This window comes from Micromonospora sp. NPDC047620, from assembly GCF_043205005.1.
Classification (GTDB): domain Bacteria; phylum Actinomycetota; class Actinomycetes; order Mycobacteriales; family Micromonosporaceae; genus Micromonospora.
This window is the reverse complement of record NZ_JBIDDG010000012.1, coordinates 149,690-167,649: the sequence shown is the minus strand read 5'-3', so window position 1 is coordinate 167,649 and position 17,960 is coordinate 149,690. Positions and strand designations below refer to the sequence as shown.

13 protein-coding genes and 2 pseudogenes are annotated in these 17,960 nt (G+C 74.4%); 8 read left to right on the top strand and 7 right to left on the bottom strand.

Annotated features, from left to right (window positions below; all coding sequences use genetic code 11):
• Nucleotides 1–26: 26 nt before the first annotated feature.
• From ACGF5C_RS17010 to ACGF5C_RS17000, 3 genes are all read left to right on the top strand, one after another.
• Entirely contained in the window at nt 27–965 is a 939-nt protein-coding gene (locus ACGF5C_RS17010) for a DNA primase (RefSeq protein WP_393302586.1), read from the top strand.
• 40 nt (nt 966–1,005) lie between these two features.
• On the top strand, nt 1,006–3,351 hold the full coding sequence (locus ACGF5C_RS17005; RefSeq protein ID WP_393302583.1) for a transposase: 2,346 nt from the start codon (nt 1,006–1,008) through the stop codon (nt 3,349–3,351).
• Nucleotides 3,352–3,480: 129 nt separating this feature from the next.
• Complete coding sequence (locus tag ACGF5C_RS17000) at nt 3,481–4,704, top strand: ABC transporter substrate-binding protein (protein WP_393302580.1); 1,224 nt, start codon at nt 3,481–3,483, stop codon at nt 4,702–4,704.
• 55 nt (nt 4,705–4,759) lie between these two features.
• Here the strand turns inward: ACGF5C_RS17000 and ACGF5C_RS16995 are convergent, their stop codons facing one another.
• The 5 genes from ACGF5C_RS16995 to ACGF5C_RS16975 form a co-directional block, all read right to left on the bottom strand.
• A complete protein-coding gene (locus tag ACGF5C_RS16995; protein ID WP_393302577.1) occupies nt 4,760–5,629 on the bottom strand; it encodes a hypothetical protein in 870 nt (289 codons plus the stop codon).
• Between the two features lie 133 nt (nt 5,630–5,762).
• On the bottom strand, nt 5,763–6,356 hold the full coding sequence (locus ACGF5C_RS16990; protein WP_091260490.1) for an ATP/GTP-binding protein: 594 nt from the start codon (nt 6,354–6,356) through the stop codon (nt 5,763–5,765).
• A 1-nt stretch (nt 6,357) separates the two neighbouring features.
• Entirely contained in the window at nt 6,358–6,735 is a 378-nt protein-coding gene (locus ACGF5C_RS16985) for a DUF742 domain-containing protein (RefSeq protein ID WP_393302770.1), read from the bottom strand.
• A 93-nt stretch (nt 6,736–6,828) separates the two neighbouring features.
• Nucleotides 6,829–7,233, bottom strand: coding sequence for a roadblock/LC7 domain-containing protein (locus ACGF5C_RS16980; protein ID WP_067370442.1), 405 nt, complete (start codon nt 7,231–7,233; stop codon nt 6,829–6,831).
• A complete protein-coding gene (locus tag ACGF5C_RS16975) occupies nt 7,230–10,949 on the bottom strand; it encodes a nitrate- and nitrite sensing domain-containing protein (RefSeq protein WP_393302574.1) in 3,720 nt (1,239 codons plus the stop codon). The genes ACGF5C_RS16980 and ACGF5C_RS16975 overlap by 4 nt, the downstream gene beginning before the upstream one ends.
• Before the next feature lie 459 nt (nt 10,950–11,408).
• Here ACGF5C_RS16975 and ACGF5C_RS16970 point away from each other — a divergent pair, with 459 nt between their 5' ends.
• Nucleotides 11,409–11,747, top strand: coding sequence for a hypothetical protein (locus ACGF5C_RS16970; RefSeq protein ID WP_393302571.1), 339 nt, complete (start codon nt 11,409–11,411; stop codon nt 11,745–11,747).
• A 21-nt stretch (nt 11,748–11,768) separates the two neighbouring features.
• Here the strand turns inward: ACGF5C_RS16970 and ACGF5C_RS16965 are convergent, their stop codons facing one another.
• Together ACGF5C_RS16965 and ACGF5C_RS16960 are read right to left on the bottom strand one after the other, a co-directional pair.
• Entirely contained in the window at nt 11,769–12,848 is a 1,080-nt protein-coding gene (locus tag ACGF5C_RS16965; protein WP_393302568.1) for an adenosine deaminase, read from the bottom strand.
• 160 nt (nt 12,849–13,008) lie between these two features.
• Nucleotides 13,009–13,422, bottom strand: a pseudogene (locus tag ACGF5C_RS16960) (PPOX class F420-dependent oxidoreductase).
• Nucleotides 13,423–13,484: 62 nt separating this feature from the next.
• Between ACGF5C_RS16960 and ACGF5C_RS16955 the strand changes: the two are divergent.
• The 4 genes and pseudogenes from ACGF5C_RS16955 to ACGF5C_RS16940 form a co-directional block, all read left to right on the top strand.
• Nucleotides 13,485–13,826 (top strand): annotated as a pseudogene (locus tag ACGF5C_RS16955) (MarR family winged helix-turn-helix transcriptional regulator); the annotation flags it as partial.
• 116 nt (nt 13,827–13,942) lie between these two features.
• On the top strand, nt 13,943–16,114 hold the full coding sequence (locus tag ACGF5C_RS16950) for an MMPL family transporter (RefSeq protein ID WP_393302564.1): 2,172 nt from the start codon (nt 13,943–13,945) through the stop codon (nt 16,112–16,114).
• A complete protein-coding gene (locus ACGF5C_RS16945; protein ID WP_393302561.1) occupies nt 16,111–17,328 on the top strand; it encodes a sensor histidine kinase in 1,218 nt (405 codons plus the stop codon). Before ACGF5C_RS16950 ends, ACGF5C_RS16945 begins: the two co-directional genes overlap by 4 nt.
• On the top strand, nt 17,316–17,960 hold the full coding sequence (locus ACGF5C_RS16940; protein ID WP_350712079.1) for a response regulator transcription factor: 645 nt from the start codon (nt 17,316–17,318) through the stop codon (nt 17,958–17,960). The genes ACGF5C_RS16945 and ACGF5C_RS16940 overlap by 13 nt, the downstream gene beginning before the upstream one ends.

The window sequence follows — 17,960 nt, the reverse complement described above, 5'->3', positions numbered from 1 at the left end:
CACTCGTCGGCGGCGCACGTCGGCGGGTGGGCAACCCGAAGCACACGGAGGTCAGCGTGGCCCGCCAGTCGCCCCAACGGCCCGACGCCGACGAGCCCGAGCTCGACGACGTGGACGACACGGCCGAGTCCGACACCGCAACCGTCTCGGCCGAGGCCGCCCGCGCCCTCTGGGACGAGCTGCGGATCGACCCGGTGGAGATCGCGCTGCCCGCCGGCACCGGCTACACGCTCCGGGCGTACCGGCCGGCTCGGGAGCTGACCCCCACCGACGTCGCCGAGCGCGACCAGGACGACCCGTTCCTGGCCCGCCGCCAGGTCGTCGAGGAGGACGAGGACGACGAGACGGTCGTCATCCTCGACGAGGAGGTCGCCCAGGAGTTCGCCGAGAGCGACGAGGAGGACGGCAAGGCCCGCCGAGGCAAGGCCGACGACGAGGACGCCGAGGCGGCCGCCGAGGACGAGGACGAGGCGGGCGACGAGGAGGTCCCGGTCTTCCTCAGCCATCGCGGCAAGCTGCTGCTGTTCAAGACGCCCGAGTCGCTGGTCAGTTTCATCCGTTCCGGCGCGCCCAACGACCTGTCCCAACTGGACAGTTGGAGCGAGCTTTCCGAACGGGTAGAGCCGGCCGACATCGCGCCGCTGGACGAGGACATCTACGAGCTCGACCTGGTGGTGGAGAACCTCCGCGGCGGGCACGACACCTGGGACCCGACGCTGCTCATCGAGGCCGGCGAGGTGGCCCGTGACCTGGCGTACGCGCTGCGCCTGCCCGCGGTGCTGGACATGCTCTCCGCCGGTTCCAGCCTGGACGACCTGGACGAGGCGCTGCGCGCCACGGTCGACGGCGGCGTCGGTGGGTTCTTCGGCCGCCGGCGGCTGAAGAAAATCGGGGCACAAACCGCAAGTCTGGGTTGGCGCACCATTGTCGGCAAGATCTCTGCGGTCGTGGACTGGCGCGACTGACCCTTTACGGGGAGCATCAGTCTCTGGCAGAAAAAGCCTTGTGTCCCGGGAGGAGGACGACGCCGTGGCGCTCGTGCGCGTGTACTGCGGTCTGGCCTCGGCGGATCCGGCCGACCGACCGGCTTCGGCCGGTTCGACGCTGACGTCCGCTGTGGTCGACGACGCAGGCCGTCTGCTGCATGTCTGCGAGATCGGCGACGACCCGGCTGGCTACGCCCAGCTGGTCGCGCTGCTCGTGGAGCGGTCGGGCGGGCCGAGCGGTGCGGCGATCGCCGCCGACAGCGACGACCACACGGTCACCTCGCTGCTCAGCGCCGCGGGTCGCCCCCTGGCGATCGCCGACGACGACTCCGTCGACGACTTCGCCGAACGGTTCGCCGACGACGACTCCCTGGAGGAGATGCAGTCGCCCCCGGCCGAGCGGCGCGCCGTCGGCCTGGCCCGCGCCCTGCAGGCCGGCGCGCTCTCCGCCGTCACCCTCCCGGCTCCCCGGGACCTCGCCGGATACAAGCAGGTGCTCGCCGCGCACGCCGCGCTGGCCAGCGGGCGGCACTCCGCCGCCGTCGCGCTGCGCGAGGTGCTCCGCGAGCTCTACCCGGCCGCGTTACGCGCGTACCCGGACCCGGCCGAGCCGGTCTCGCTGGCCGTCCTGGACGCGCTGCCGGAGCCGGGCATGCTGAGCGGGCGAGAGGTCCCGGTCGCCGCCGACGCGATCGCGGCGCAGCTCGCGGCCGACGGAGTCGCGGGCGCCGAGGAGCTCACCGAAGCCGTGACGGCCCTGCGGGTCGCCATCAGCGAGACGCCGCGGCGCGCCACGGTCAACCGCGTCCTCACCTCCGCCGTGGCGGAGACCGTGCGGCAGGCCGTCGCCTCCGTCCGGGCGTGCGACGCCGGCTGCGAGGCCCTGGTCGGCGCGCTCAACGCCCGCGCCGGCACGCCCGCCGCGGCGGCCCCCGGCCGTCGGGCCGCAGCCCGACGCGGCGAGCCGGTCGGCGGCCTGCCCGGCCTCGCCCCCGCCGGAGCGGGCCTGCGTCCCGTCCGGGCCACGGAGCCCGAGCCGGCCCCGTCCGGCGGTCGCCGGAGCCGGCCGGAACCCGTTTCCGGCGCGACGCCGCCCCCGGCGCCCCGGCCACTCGGCCCGCCGCCGGTCGCCCCGGCGCCCGTCGCGCCGCCGCCGGTCGCCCCGGCGCCGGTGACCCCGGCCGCGGTGGCCGGTCCCCCCGTCTCCGCGCCGCCCTCGCGACCGGCCTCGGCGCCGAGCCGGATCGACGGCCCGACCAACCGCCCGGTCTCCGCGCCGCCGCCCCCGCCGCCCGGCATCACCCCGATCGCCCCGGCACAGCGCGGCACCGTGCCCCCGGCCGAGGCCGGGGAGCCGTTCCGGCCCACGCTGACCACCGCGGCGATCCAGAGCGCCCGCGCCGAGCGGCAGCGCACAGTGATCCCACCCCGGCCCAAGACCACCGGCGAGCCCCCCGCACCCACGGGCGGCTTCAGCGCCACCGACCACAGCGTGCCCGTGCCCACGCCGCGGCCCGACCAGGAGTCCGCTCCCCCCGGGTCCCGGGCCAACTGGCCACTGGTCAACAACCCGGAGGACCCGTCCGACAGCCCGGCCAAGAACCCGGTCGGCGGCTCCTACGGCGACCGGGGCGGGAGCGGCATCGACGCGCCGACCGACCCGGGCGCCGAGCGTCGGATCACCCCGCCCTGGCTCGCCGACGACCTGCCCCAGGAACCGCCGATGCTGCGCCTGGTCGAGCCGCCGCCGCTGGCCGACCGCGCGCTGCGCGGCGGGCCGGGCCAGGCCGCGGACCCGGAGACGCCGCCGCTGCGGCTGGTCGACCGCGAGGAGCCCGGACGCAACGGCCGACCGGCCCCCCGCGCCGAGCGCCCGGTGGCCGAGCACCCACCGGCGCCGCCCGTGGAGCGGCGGCCCCCACCGGTCTCCGACGAGGGCGACGGCGACCTGCTGATCTTCGCCCAGGCGAAGTCCGCCTGGTTCGTCGGGCACGCCGAGGAGTCCGACCTGGACTGGTCCACCACGGCCGACACCGGCTGGCAGGCCGCCGAGCAGGCCGCCCGCCCGGCGGTCGGCGCGGAGACCCCGGCCGGGCTGCCCAAGCGGGTCCCGCAGGCCAACCTCGTCCCCGGGTCGCCGTTGCGGGACGAGCGTCCGCTGCGGATCGTCCGGGACGCGGCGAGCCTCGCCGAGAACACCACCGGCTACTTCCGCGGCTGGCGCCGCGGGCAGGAGATCGGCGGGTTCGCGGTCGGCGGCCGACCCGGCCGGGAGGCCGCCGGGGGCTGGGACTTCAGCCGCGACACCGGCGACCGCGACGACGACCGGGAATACGAGTACCGCTCCGCCGGCTACCGCTCCTGAACGGGCAAACCCCCTTCCACCTGCGTGTTCCTGCCCACACCCGGATAATTTGACGCCGGGTCGCGGCGGCCGGGAGCATACCCGGCGGAACAGCCGGCGGCAGGGGTCGCCGGGGTGGGAAGGCGACTCGTGGCGACATCGGCAACCAACCCCTCCGTGCTCACCCGTCGCGGCCTGCTGGCCGCGACGGCGGGCAGTCTGCTGCTCAGCGCCTGCGGGCGCGGCGACGCGGGCGAGGGAGATCCCGTCAGGACGGCCGCGCCGGGCGGTCAGGAACTGCTGATCGGGGCCAGCCTGGAGCTGACCGGGCCCGGTGCCGCGCTCGGCGTACTCCAGCAGCGGGCGCTGGACATCACCGTCGAGGCGCTCAACGACAAGGGCGTGCCGGTCGGCAACCTGCGCCGCACCGTACGGCTGGAGGTGCGGGACAACGCCGGCGATCCCCGGCTGGCGGCCCGGCAGGCCACCGAACTGGCCCGCGACACCGGCGTGCACGCCCTGCTCGGCGGCACCATGGCCGAGACCTCGATCGCCCTCGCCGAGGTGGCGCAGCAGCAGCGGGTGCCGTTCCTCTCGCTCGGCTTCGGCGACGGCATCGTGCTGCCGCTGCCGCAGCGGACGTACGTCTACAAGCTGACCCCGGACGCCGGTGACATGGCCCGGCGGCTGGCCCGGCTGGTCGCCTCGCAGCGGCTGCGCCGGGTGGCGGTGCTGGCCGCGCACGGGCTGCACGGCGACTCCGGGGTGCGGGCCATGACGGGGGCCCTGCGGACGGCCGGGGTGGAGCCGGCGGCCAGCATCCGGCTGCCCCGCACCGGCGAGGACTTCCGTCGCGCCGCCCGCTCGACGGTTGCCGCCCGCCCGGACGGCGTGGTGGTCTGGGCGACCGCCCCGGACTCCGCCGCCGCCGTCGGGGCGCTGCGCCGGGCCGGTTACGACGGGCCGGTGTTCCTCGACGCGGGCGCGGTCGCCGAGGAGACCCTGGAGGGCACGAACGCCTCCCTGATGGAGGGCGCGTACGCGGTCCACCCGGTCTCGCTGGGCGGGGCCATGCTCGCCAACACCACCATGTCGGCGTTGCAGCGCAAGGACTTCGTCTACCGCTACGTGCAGCTGCACGGCGGGTTCAGCGGCTTCGCCCCGTACGCGTCCGACGCGGTGCAGTTGATCGCCGACGCGGCCCGGCTGTCCACCAGCGTCGACCGTGGACGGCTGCGGGCGTTCCTGCAGAACCAGGTCACCGAGGGGATGGTGGGGATGTACTCCTTCACCCCCATCCGGCACGGTGGCATGGACCAGGGGTCGCTGGGTCTCTACACCGTCAGCTCGGGCGCCTGGACCCGGGTGTCCTGACACCCGCCGCCACAACGGTGCACGCCGGCCGCTGCGCGTCGAGTTCCCCGCTCACTCAGTCGGCATCCACGCTCACCACGGCCGTGGCCGCCCGGACGGCGGCGTACCGCAGGATGACATCCGGCGCCCGCATCCCGAAAAGCTGCAGCCGGTCACAGACCTCGACCACACTGAGCTCCAGTTCCTGCGACAACTCCATGACGTGCCGCAGCGGAACAGCCTTCTCGATCGTCCATCCGTCCCGACCGAAGTCGAGGGCCAGGAGACGGGCGTCGATCGAGGAGATCCGTTCCGGCAGGGCCGAGGCGTCGTCCGGGCGGAGCCCGAAACGGTCGATGTGCTCCACCACCGTGGGTACCGGAAGGCCACAGCGGTCCGCGGCGACGGCGATCGCGGTCACCGAGGTGGGCGGGCAATACTGGCGTATGCCGTCGAGCGCCACGACGATGGCGACGTCGTCACGATCCGGCACGTGTGCCGAGAACTCGTCCCCAGGAAGGGTGAAGCCGAAGAGCCTCAGGCGCCGTGCGACCTCGTCCAGTCCCAGACCCGCGCGCTGTGCGGCGCGGAAGAGCCGCAGCAGTGGGGGGCGTCGGGCGACGACCGGCCTCGTCCTCGCGGTCGGCCCGCCGATCCGTTGGCGGACCGTGACCGGCTGGGCGGCCGAGACCTCGAGTGCGCTCTCCACGATCGCCCTGTCCTCCGCGGACAGCGCCTCGGGGATGGACGCCTCCGCGGCGGCGAGGCCCAGTGCTTCCAACGCCGACCGGACGTACGCGAGGTCGACGTTCAGCTCCGTCATGGCCGCGAGTTGCCGTGCCGCGGTCACCGGCCGGTCCACGCGGAGCCACGTCGTGCCGCCCGGTCGCAGGACCTCGACCAGTTCCCTCTCCGTGAAGCGGGCCAGGCCGTCGACGTCGGGCACGCGGAAACCGAGGCCGACCTTCGTCCATCATCGCGCCCGACGACCGCCACGGCGCCGAGTCGCCTACCGACAGGCGGGCAGCGACGAGCGCCCGGTGACGGCCGAAGCCGATGCCGGGCGCTCGTCGAAGCGATCAGGCCGGGGCGACGGCGCGCGACCGCCGCATGGTGAGCACGTACTCGACCAGCGAGATCAGCACGTGCTTCGTCGACTCCCGGTTCCGGGCGTCGCAGGCCACCACCGGCACGTCGCTCGAGATCGCGAGCGCGTCCCGGACGTCCTGTGGGTCGTGGTACTGCATCCCGTCGAAGCAGTTGATGGCCACCAGGTACGGCAGCCGCCGGTGCTCGAAGAAGTCGATCGCCGCGAAGCAGTCGGCCAGTCGGCGGGTGTCCACCAGCACGACCGCGCCGATCGCGCCGCGCACCAACTCGTCCCACATGAACCAGAACCGGGTCTGACCCGGCGTACCGAACAGGTACAGGATCAGATCGCGGTCGATCGAGATGCGACCGAAGTCCATCGCCACCGTGGTCGTCGTCTTGCCCGGCACCTGCCGGGTGTCGTCGACGCCCACGCCGGCGGAGGTCATGATCGCCTCGGTCGTCAGCGGCGTGATCTCCGAGACCGAGCCGACCAGCGTCGTCTTGCCGACGCCGAATCCACCGGCGATAACGATCTTCGCCGACGTCACGCGCCCGCTCGGGGCCGGCGGCCGGTGCGACATGTCAGAGCCTGCGAAGTCCACTCAGCACCCTCTCCAGCAGTTCAGTGCCCACCGCGTCGTCCGAGTCGTCCAGAATGGTCGGCTCGTGGACCGCGACCAGGCCGTCCGTCGCCATGTCGGCGATGAGCACCCGGGCCACACCGAGCGGAAGCTGCATCCGCGCCGCGATCTCGGCGAGCGACTGCACACGTCCGTCACACAGCGCGGCGATGTACTGGTGCTCGCGGCCCTGGCCGCCGTTGCCATTGGCAGCGGCCCGGCCGCGCACCGTCGTCTCGACGAGCGCCTCCAGCGCGATGTCGAGACGGGGGCGGGTACGACCGCGGGTCACGGCGTATGGACGGACCAACGCTCCGGTCGGTTCGTCACGATCGGGCATGTCGCCGCTCACCTCCTTCGTACCCGGCACCGGCTCCGGATGGAGCCCGTCGTTGTCGTTGTCGCCCCGCCGACCTCACCGGTCAGCAGGTCGTCAGCCCAGCATCCCTGCGGCCGCACGCGGCTGCGGGGTCAACGCGTCGCCCACCCGGTCGACCAGCAGGGCCATCTCGTAGCCGACCTGCCCGACGTCGCAGCTACGGGCGGCGAGCACCGCGAACGACGAGCCGTCCGAGATGGACATCAGGAACAGGAAGCCGTTGTCCATCTCGACCACCGTCTGCAGCACCGCGCCTCCCTCGAAGCAGCGGGCCGCGCCCTGGGTGAGGCTGACCAGGCCGGACGCGATCGCGGCCAACTGGTCGGCCCGGTCACGCGGGAGGTCCCGAGACGACGCGAGGAGCAGGCCGTCCGCGGAGACGGCGACCGCGTGCGCGACACCGGGCACCCGGTCCGCGAAGTTGGCCAGCAGCCAACCGAGATCCTGCGTAGTTGTCATCCTTCTTGCTCCTTCTGCCTGCTCCCGGCCACCGGGCCTGAGCCAGACTGCGAGGATTGCTGCCCTCCCGGAGTCGCCTCCGGGCTGGTCGGGTTGCTGTCCGACGGGTGCGTACGCCCCCGCTGCACGCCCCGGTGGTATGCCGAGAGCAGGCCACGGACACCCTCCGGCGTGCGCCGCTGCACGGAGGTGGTGGGCTTCTCCACCGCGCCCGGCACCAACTGTGCCATGGGGGTGCGCTTGGGCAGCCCCGTCGAGGTGGTCGCCGCCACCGGCACCTCGGTCGCCGCCGAGGCCGCGCGCCACCCGTCGTCGGCGGCGGTCTGCCAGCCGCTGCCCTGCTGCTGCGAGGGCCGGCGATGACCGAAGCTGTCGGCGACACCGGGGCGGGCAGCCCCGTTGACCGTCGATCCGTTCTCGCTCGGCGCTCCTCCGGCCGTCGGCTTTTCTGCCATCGGTGCGTTACCTGTCCCGAGTGGTGTCTGCTGCGGGCCCCGACCGCCGGCGTCGACCCGGGCGAACTGCTGGGTCGCGGCGCCGTTGGCCGCCGTCTTCGCGGCGGGCGCTGCCGCCTCCTCCGGGCCCGGCCGACGGGTCCGGAACCAGGCGGACTCGAGCTCCCGGAAGATCGGCAGCTCCATCGTCTCGTCCGCGTACCGCTGCCGGTTCTGGGCCTGCTGCGGGGCAGTCGGCCGGGCCGGTGCGGCGGCCGGCTCCGGCTCCGGCGCCGGGGCCAGGGCCGGCTCCGGGGCGGCCGGGTGCTCCGCGCCGGGGCGAGGCACCCGCGGCAGCTCGGTGGTCATGTCCAGCGCGGCGGCGAGGCGCTCGGGCACCGGCGGGGTCACGGCGTCGCGCTCCGCCCCGGCGACCGGCGGCCAGGCCGGTGGTGCCGGCGTGGCCGGGCCCTGCGCACCGGGGACCGGGCGCTGCGGCAGCGGGCTGCTCGGCGGCGCCGAGACCGGCGGGCCGGAGAACGGCGCGGCCGAGACCGGGTGTCCGGAGACCGGCGACGCCGAGACCGGCATGCCGGAGACCGGCGGGCTGGACACCGGGGGCGCGGAGTAGGGAATCGGCGGGGTCGACACCGGCGGGCCCGCGTAGGGCACCGGCGGCGCGGAGGTCGGCGGGCCCGCGTAGGGCACCGGCGGCGCGGAGATCGGCGGGGCCGGCGGGGCCGAGTAAGGCCGGGCCTCGGGGCTGCTGGGCAGCTGCCGCGGGACGGCGGACTGCTGGCCGGCCGCATCCGGGTCGTCGCTGGACCGCCGCTGCGGCAGCGGGTCGATCGGCTGGCCGTTGGAGGTGCGCGGCCGGAATGCCTCGCCGTTGGTGGTGCCGCTGGCGCCGGTCAGGTCGGACCAGGCCGGCATGGACCGCGTCCCGCCCGTCGAGGCCGACGTGCCGGCCCCGTTGCGCGGCGCCGGGTCGAACGGCCGACCGCCCAGGGTGACCTGGTTGCCGGACTCGCCGGGGCGCTGGGTCGGCGTCGGGTTGGCCGGGCGGCTGCCGAGCGCCGGCAGCGCGCCGAAGGCCGGGGCGGGGCCGGACAACGGCCCACCGAACGCCGGGGCGGGGCCGGACAACGGCCCACCGAACGCCGGGGCGGGGCCGGACGACGGCCCACCGAACGCCGGGGCGGGGCCGGACGACGGCCCACCGAACGCCGACGACGGGCCGGACGACGGGGCGCCGGAGACGGGCAGGGCGGGCGACGGCTGCATGCGGCCGGAGAGGGCCCGGGGCACGAGCACCGACGTGGGCATGACCACCTCGGCGACGGTGCCCCGGTCGGTGCCGGGACGCAGCTCGACCTTGACGCCGTGGCGGGACGCCAGCCGGGCGACCACGACCAGGCCCATCATCCGCGAGACCGCCACGTCCACCTGCGGCGGCGTGGCGAGACGCTCGTTGAGCTCGTTGAGCTGCTCGGGGCTGATGCCGATGCCCCGGTCCTCGACGTAGAGCGACGCGCGGTCGCCGACCCGGCGGGCCTCGACCATGACGTGCGAGTCCGGCGGCGAGAACGCGGTGGCGTTGTCGAACAGCTCGGCGACCAGGTGCACCAGGTCGTTGACGGCGTGTGCGGCGACCTCGATGTCCCGGTCGATCACCCCGAACTCGATCCGGGTGTAGTGCTCGACCTCGGACTGGGCGGCCCGGAGCACGTCGATCAGCGCGGCCGGCTCGCGCTGCACGCGGGTGGAGTCGGCGCCAGCGAGCACCAGCAGGTTCTCGTCGTTGCGGCGCATCCGGGTGGCCAGGTGGTCGAGCTGGAACAGCTCGGCCAGCCGGTCCGGGTCCTCCTCGCCGCGCTCCAGCCGGTCCAGGTGACCGATCAGGCGGTCGACCAGGATCTGCGATCGGCGGGCCAGGTTGACGAACATCGTGGCGACGGACGCGCGCAGCGCGGCCTGCTCGGCGGCGGTGCGGACCGCCTCCAGGTGCACCGCGTTGAACGCCTCCGTCACCTGGCCGAACTCGTCCTTGCTGCGCACCGGCAGCGGCTCGGCGATCTGGTTGGCGAGCTGCACCGGGGAGAGCTGGCCGGTGACCTGGGGATCACGCAGCCGGGCCACCGCCTGGGGCAGGCCGTACTGGGCGATCGAGAGGGCGCCCTGCCGCAGGTCGCGCAGCGAGCGGGCCATCGAGCGGGCGACCAGGTAGGCGAAGAGGATGGCCAGCAGCAGCATGCTGAGCAGCAGGCCGGTCTCCAGGAACACCTGGCGCTGCACGTCCGAACGCAGGTCGTCGGCGACCGCGACGACGTCGCCGTCGATCTTCGACTCGACCGTGCGGATGAGCTTGGCGTTGGCCACCATGGCCGCGTCCCACTCGTCCGCGTCGAACGGCGCGCCGGTCAGGGTGTCGGCGGTGGTGATGCCGTTGAGCCAGCTGTTGTAGGTGTTCGCCTCGCGCAGGTCGGGGCCGGCGACCACCTGCGCGTAGTACTCCTGCTCGGACTGGGAGGCCACCACCCGGAAGCTCTGCAGCCACTGGCTGGAGCCGGTGCTGGCCGCGATGTACTCGTTGCGCAGGTTCGGCGTGAGCCGCTGCTGGATGAACGCGCGGTGCACCACGTCCCGGCGGCGGGACAGGAACTCCTTGTTCCGGGCGGTGGCGGTCGCGGCGCGCATCTGGTCGCTCAGCTCGTTGTCGCCGGCGAGCTGGGTGGCCGAGTCGCGGACGCTCAGCAGATTGTCGATCAGGCCGTCGTACGCCTGCATCGCCGGGACGAGCCCGAGCTTGCCGTTGAAGACCTGGCTGCGGGTGCCGGGAAGGTCGGTCAGGGTCTGGTCGATCTCGCCCAGCAGGGTTTCGAGGTTCGCCGGGAGGTCCTCGACCTTGCCCCGCTGCTGGGAGTACGGCCCCTTGACCTTGTCGACCCGGCCGTTGGCCTCCTCGTACGCCTGCTTGAAGCGGGCCGCGTCCTGGCCCTTCGGCACGCCCAGCAGGCGCAGCGCGTTGGTCCGCTCGTCCTGGAGCGTGTCGACCAGGTCACCCGAGTAGCCGACGAGATTGGCCAGGTCACCGGCGCGGTTGGCATTGTTGAGGGTCTCCAGGTGGTCCACCAGACCGCTGGTGCCCACGACGACCGTGGCGATGGTCGGCACGATCATGATGAGACCGAGCTTGGACCAGATCGGCATGTCACGGAGCCGGCCGGCCGGCCGGCGCAGCCGCGACAGGAAGGAGCCCGCCGCCTTTGGCCGTTTGCTCACGTCACCGCCCTCGCGATTAAGCGTCCGCGTCGCCCTCGGGCAACGCCCAGCGGCCGACCCGGCGGGTCGGACCATCCGAGATTCCATCACGCTACCCCTGAAAGAGAAAGCCCAGGTTGGCCGTCACTTGAGGTGTGATGAGATGTTGATGCAATTTGATCGCAGTCCGTCTGGCCGGAGTCACTGAAGGTAATGGATCACCCCCACCGCGTTGTCCTGCTCGCCGGCCCTTCCGGCTCGGGAAAGTCGTACATAGCGCAGCGAACCGGCCTCCCGGTGCTATGCCTGGACGACTTCTACAAGGACGGCGACGACCCTACGGTGCCGCGACGCGACGGCCTTGTCGACTGGGAGTCCCCCCGGTCCTGGGACGCCGAAGCGGCCGTGGAAACGATTGCCCGACTGGCCAGGGAGGGCAAGGCCGATGTGCCGGTTTATGCGATCGGTGAGGACCGCCGCGTGTCCACCCGGCCATTCGACATAGCTGGTTCGCCACTTTTCGTTGCCGAAGGGATCTTCGCTGCCGAGATCGTCGAGGAGTGCCGCCGGCAGGGTCTGCTCGCCGGGGCGTACGCCCTGCGCCGGCCGCGCGGCGCGACCTTCGTCCGCCGGCTGGCCCGCGACCTCGCCGAGCAGCGCAAGGCGCCCCGGGTGCTGGTGCGCCGGGGGCTGACGCTGCTGCGCAGCGAGCCGGCCGTGCTGCGCCGGCAGACCGGCCTCGGCGCGGAGGCCGCCCGGGCGGGCGAGGTGTTGCGCCGGGTGGCCGGCCTGCTCGCCGGCCACCCGCACCGCCCCTGACGCCGGCCGCGCGGCCCGCGCTCAGCCCAGCAGCTTGGCGTACGCCGGCTTGATCACCTCGTCGATGATCTTCAGCCGCTCGTCGAACGGGATGAAGGCGCTCTTCATCGCGTTGATGGTGAACCACTGGAGTTCCTTCCAGCCGTAGCCGAAGGCGTCCGCCAGCAGGGCCATCTCCCGCGACATCGAGGTGCCGCTCATCAGCCGGTTGTCGGTGTTCACCGTCACCCGGAAGCGCAGGTCCCGCAGCAGCCCTATCGGGTGGTCGGCGATCGAGGCGGCGGCGCCGGTCTGCACGTTCGACGACGGGCACAGCTCCAGCGGGATGCGCTTGTCCCGCACGTACGCGGCCAGCCGGCCGAGCACCGGCTCCGGGCCGGGTGTGATGTCGTCCACGATCCGCACCCCGTGGCCGAGCCGGTCCGCCCCGCACCACTGGATCGCCTGCCAGATCGACGGCAGGCCGAACGCCTCACCGGCGTGGATGGTGAAGTGGAAGTTCTCCCGCTGGAGGTACTCGAAGGCGTCCAGGTGCCGGGTGGGCGGGAATCCGGCCTCGGCGCCGGCGATGTCGAAGCCGACCACCCCGGCGTCCCGGTGCCGGACGGCCAACTCGGCGATCTCCTGCGACCGGGCGGCGTGCCGCATGGCGGTGAGCAGGGTGCCGACCCGGATGGGGGTGCCCGCCTCGGCGGCCAGCGCGCTGCCCTCGGCGAAGCCGGCCAGCACCGCCTCCACCACCTCGTCCAGGGTCAGGTCCCGTTCCAGGTGCTGCTCGGGGGCGAACCGCACCTCGGCGTAGACCACCCCGTCGGCGGCCAGGTCCTGCGCGCACTCCCGGGCCACCCGGCGCAGCGCCGGAGCGGTCTGCATGACGGCGACGGTGTGCGCGAACGTCTCCAGGTAACGCTCCAGGGAGCCGGAGTTGGCCGCCTCGACGAACCACCGGCCGAGCGCCTCGGGGTCGGTGGTGGGCAGCCCGTGGCCCGCCTCGGCGGCCAGCTCGACGATTGTCGCCGGCCGCAGGCCGCCGTCGAGGTGATCGTGCAGCAGCGCCTTCGGGACCTTGACGATGTCCTCGTAACGGATTGTCGCGACCATGCCCAGACCCTAGTCGGCCCCGTCCTCCCGGCCCACGCTGCCGTACTGCAGAGCCAGACCGAGAGGCCCCAGACCGCGCCGGCGACCGGCGGGGGGCGGGGTCACGCGCCCCGGGAGGCCGCCCGTGTCATGCCGGCCCGACCGGGTGACGGCGCGCCGGTCAGGGGCGCCAGCCGTAGAGCCGGTCGACGGTGAGCTGGAGCACCAGCCGGCCGTCGGCGACCATCGCCGCCCGTTAGTCGGCCCAGTCGGGGTGCTCGCCGCGGATCCGCCGGTAGACCTCGACCAGCTCCTCGACGGTGGCGTCGTCGGGCGCCGCCGCCGGCGGGGTGAGCGCGGCCATCCCCTCCGCCACGGCGTACGCCCCGCCGTCGGCCGTGGTGACGTGGAGGCTGACCCGGGGGTCGCGGCGCAGGTTGCGCACCTTGGCCCGGCCGGCGGTGGTGGAGCACCGGATCAGGCCGGGCTCGGCCAGGTAGTCGACGTTGGAGAGCCGCGGCCGGCCGTCCCGGCGCAGGGTGACCAGCACGCCCCGGCCGCGTTCGCCGAACAGCTCCCACAGCCGGCCGGTCACGCCGACACCCGCAGCGGGGCGAGGGCGGCTGTCAGCACGAGGCCGGTCAGCAGCCGGACTACGACGTCCTGTCCGACCTCTCGGAGACCCCCGACCAGCGGCTGCGCCTCAGCGAGCTGGCCGACCGGATGCTCTGGTCCCGCAGCCGGCTCTCCCACCACCTCACCCGGATGCAGCAGCGCGGCCTGGTCACCCGCGAGGAGTGCGCGACAGACGGCCGGGGCGCGGTCGTCGCGCTCACCCCCGAGGGCCGGCGTGCGATCGAGGCAGCCGCCCCGGGCCACGTGGCGGCCGTCCGCCGGCACCTCATCGACCTGCTGACCCCCGACGAGGTCGCCGCGCTGGACGCGCTGACCCACCGAGTGGTCGACCACCTGACCGGGATGGACCGGGCCCGACGGTGAACCCGATGGTGGTGCAGGCACCACCATCCGACCGGCGTGCGCGCACCATCGAAGTGACCCGTCCGGCTGCCTAGCGTCACTGGCATCACCAAAAGCCGACGCGGGGAGAGTTACACGTGTTCACGACATTGGCCACGGCGGTGGTCCGGCGTCCGGGGCGGGTGATCGCCGGCTGGCTGCTCGCCATCGCCGCGCTGACCGCCGCCACCTTCGTCGTCTACGGGCCGGAGGGACCTCGGCCCGCCGACAGCCAGGCCGAGTTCCTGCCCGACCGGTACGAGTCCGCGCGGGCCGCCGGGATCGGATCCCGGATCTTCCCCGAACCACCGGGCAGCAGCGCCGTGCTGGTCGTCCGACGGGCCGACGGGGCGGCGCTGACCGCCGACGACAGCGCCCGGATCGACCGGCTGCCGCAACAACTGCGGGTCGTCGGCGTCACCGGGGTGACCGCCGGCGCGACCGCCCCGGACGGGCGGCTACGCCTGGCCGAGGCGCGCCTGCCCGACGCCGCGCACGCGGAGACGACCGTCCAGACGGTCAAGCGGCTGCGGGCGGCCACCGACGACGCGCTGGCGGGAACCGGCCTGGTCGGCGGCTGGACCGGGGAGGCCGCCGGCGCGGCCGACAGCTTCCTGCTCGACCTGATCGTCCACGGCGCCATGATGCTGGTGATCCTGGTCCTGCTGCTGGTCGTCTTCCGCAGCCCGGCGATCGCGCTGCTCAACCTGTTCCTCGTGCTGCTGGTCGCGCAGGCCGCCGTGGGCCTGCTCGCCCTGGGCGGGAAGGTCTTCGGATACGCCCTGGACGCCTCCACCACGGGCCTGCTTCCGGTCGTGCTGCTCGGCATCGGCACCGACTACGCCGTCTTCCTGCTCTTCCGCTACCGGGAACGTCTCCGGGCCGGCGACGACCGCCGTACCGCGATGGTCCACGCGGCCAGCCGGATCGGCGGGGTGGTCACCGTGTCCGCGCTGGTCGTGGCGGTGGCGTTCGGCGCGTTGGTGCTCTCCCAGCTCGCCTCCTTCCAGGTGCTCGGCCCGGCGCTGGCCGTCGCCGTCCTGCTCATGGTGGCCGCCGCGCTGACCCTGTTCCCCGCGGTCTACTCCCTGCTCGGCCGCCGGGCCTGGTGGCCGGCGAAGCTGGTCGCGCCGGGCGCCGGGTCGACGCCCGGCCACGGCGGCGACGAGCCGACCGGGCGATCGGCCCGGACCGCCCGCCTGGTCGCCCGCCGGCCGGCCCGGGTCGCGCTGGCCACGGTCGCCGCCCTCCTGCTGCTCGGTCTCGGCGCGCTGCAGCACCGGCCCAGCTACGAACTCGACACGCTGCCGCCCGGCTCCGAGTCGGCCCGGGCCCTGGAGTGGCTCCACTCGGGCCTGCCCGCCGGGACGCTCTCCCCGACGGTCGTGTACCTCACCGGCGCCGGGGTGGACGCGGCCACCACCGAACGGTTCGCCGCACGGCTCGCCGAGGTGCCGATCGTGGCGGCCCCAGGCGGGGTCGAGATCGAGGGGGACGTGGCCCGGGTGCAGCTGCTGCTCACCGAGCCGCCGTACTCGCAGCGGGCGATGGACGCGGTGGAGGACCAACTACGCCCGGCCGCGCACGCCGCCGCACCGGCCGGCACCCGGGCGTACGTCGGTGGGGAGACCGCCACCTTCGCCGACATCCGGACCGTGCTCGACGAGGACCTCCGGCTGATCTTCCCGGTGGCCGCCGGGCTGATCGGGCTGCTCCTGCTGCTGATGCTGCGCGGCCTGCTCGCCTCACTGGGCCTGCTCGCGGCGGTCGCGCTCGGGTTCGCCGCCACCCTCGGCACCAGCGTGCTGGTGTTCCAGGTCCTCGGCAACCAGTCGGGGCTCAACTTCCAGCTGCCGCTGGTCGTGTTCCTCTTCGTCACCGCGATCGGGACCGACTACAACATCCTGATGATCGCCCGGTTCCGGGAGGAACTGCGTGCGGGACGGCCGCCCCGTCAGGCCGCAGCGGAGGCGGTACGTCGGGCCGGCCCGGCGGTCGCCGCCGCCGGGGTCATCCTGGCCGGCAGCTTCGGGGTGCTCGTGGCGTCGCCGATGCTGGCCCAGATCGGGCTCGCCGTCGCGGTCGGCGTGCTGATCACGACGTTCGGGCTCTCCTGGCTCCTGGTGCCGGCGCTGGCCGCGCTCACCGGTCGGGCCGCCTTCTGGCCGGCCCGTACCCGCCCCGCTCCCCTGCCGGGCCACGCACCGGAGGCCGGGCCGGTACCCGCGCCGGCGGGGCACACCGTGCCAGCTGGGACAATGGCCCGATGAGCGGGGTGCGGCGGGCATGGCGGGAGCTGCACCAGTTGGCCGTCGCGGCGGGGCTGGCCGGGGCGGGCATCGGGTTCGCGCTGGCCACGCTCCTCACCGCCGGGCTCAGCCTGCTCGGCGTCGGCCTGCCCCTGCTCGACCGCACCCTCGCCGGCACCCGGACGCTGCTGGACCGGCAGCGCCACCGGGTGCCGGGCCCACCGGTCCGGTCCCCGTACCGGCCGGTGACCGGCGGGCTGGCGGCCCGGTTGCGGACGGTGGCCGGGGATCCGGCCACCTATCGGGACCTGGCGTTCCTGTTCGCCCACTTCTGCTTCGCCCCGGTCGCCGTGGTGCTCGCCGCGGGGCTCTGGCTCGGCGCCGCGCAGGGCCTGGTCATGCCGCTGATCCACGCGGTGTGGCCGGACGCCGTCGACAACTACCTCGGCATCCCGGTCGACTCCCCCCGCAACGCCGGGCTGGCCGTCGTGGGCGGGCTGCTGGTGGCGGTCGGGGCGTACTGGCTGCCCCGGGGGCTGCTCCACCTGGAGCACCGGCTGACCCGTGCACTGCTCGCGCCGACCGCCCGGGCGGCCCTCGCCGAGCGGGTGGAGGAGCTGGCCGACACCCGCGCCCAGACCGTCGACGCCCAAGCGGCCGAGCTGCGCCGAATCGAGCGCGACCTGCACGACGGCGCACAGGCGCGGCTGGTCGCGATGGCGATGAACCTCGGCCTCGCCGAGGAACTGCTGGCCCGGGACCCGGAGGCGGCCCGTGGGCTGGTCACCGAGGCCCGCTCCGCCGCCGGCACCGCCCTGTCCGAGCTGCGCGACGTCGTACGCGGCATCCACCCACCGGTGCTGGCGGACCGGGGGCTCGCCGGGGGCGTCGCCGCCCTCGCCCTCGGCGCGGCCCTCCCCGTCGACCTGGACGTCGACCTGCCCGAGCGGCTGGCGCCCCCGCTGGAGTCGGCGCTCTACTTCACCGTCGCCGAGCTGATCACCAACGCCGCCCGGCACAGCGGCGCGGCCCGGGTGGCGGTGCGGCTGCACCGGGTCGACGGCACGGTCCGGCTGACCGTTTCCGACGACGGTCGGGGTGGCGCCGACCCGGCGCGGGGCACGGGCCTGGCCGGCATCCGGCGGCGGCTCGCGGTCTTCGACGGCCGGGTGCGGATCAGCTCGCCGGACGGTGGGCCTACCGTGGTCGACGTGGAGCTGCCGTGCGCATCGTGATCGCCGAGGACCTGGTGCTGCTGCGCGACGGGCTGATCCGGCTCTTCACCGCGTACGGCGACGAGGTGGTGGCCGCCGTGGAGACCGGTGACGACCTGCTCGCCGCCCTGCTGGAGCACCGCCCCGACGTAGCCGTGGTGGACGTCCGGCTGCCGCCCGGGCACACCGACGAGGGGCTGCGGGCGGCGCTGGCCGCCCGAGCCCGGGTGCCCGGCCTGCCGGTGCTGGTCCTCTCCCAGTACGTCGAGCAGCTCTACGCCCGGGAGCTGCTCTCCGACGGCGCGGGCGCGGTGGGCTACCTGCTCAAGGACCGGGTGGCCGACGTGGCGCAGTTCGTCGCCGCGGTGCACCGGGTGGCCGGGGGCGGCATGGCGATGGACCCCGAGGTGGTCTCGCAGCTGCTCGCCCGGCCAGCCCACGCCGCGCCGCTGGGCCGGCTCACCCCGCGCGAGCACGAGGTGCTGGCGCTGATGGCCGAGGGACGCTCCAACGGCGCGATCGCGCAGCGCCTGGTGGTCACCGAGAAGGCGGTCAGCAAACACATCAACTCGATCTTCACGAAGCTCGACCTGCGCGACTGCGACGACGACCACCGGCGGGTACGCGCGGTGCTGACCTACCTGGACGCCTGA

Coding starts and splice junctions, on each gene's coding strand:
- ACGF5C_RS16990 (WP_091260490.1), bottom strand. CDS start 6,356: ATGTCGCACCGGCCGCCGGCCCCGAGCGGGCGCGTGACGTCGGCGAAG.
- ACGF5C_RS16965 (WP_393302568.1), bottom strand. CDS start 12,848: ATGGTCGCGACAATCCGTTACGAGGACATCGTCAAGGTCCCGAAGGCG.
- ACGF5C_RS16985 (WP_393302770.1), bottom strand. CDS start 6,735: ATGCCCGATCGTGACGAACCGACCGGAGCGTTGGTCCGTCCATACGCC.
- ACGF5C_RS16945 (WP_393302561.1), top strand. CDS start 16,111: ATGAGCGGGGTGCGGCGGGCATGGCGGGAGCTGCACCAGTTGGCCGTC.
- ACGF5C_RS16980 (WP_067370442.1), bottom strand. CDS start 7,233: ATGACAACTACGCAGGATCTCGGTTGGCTGCTGGCCAACTTCGCGGAC.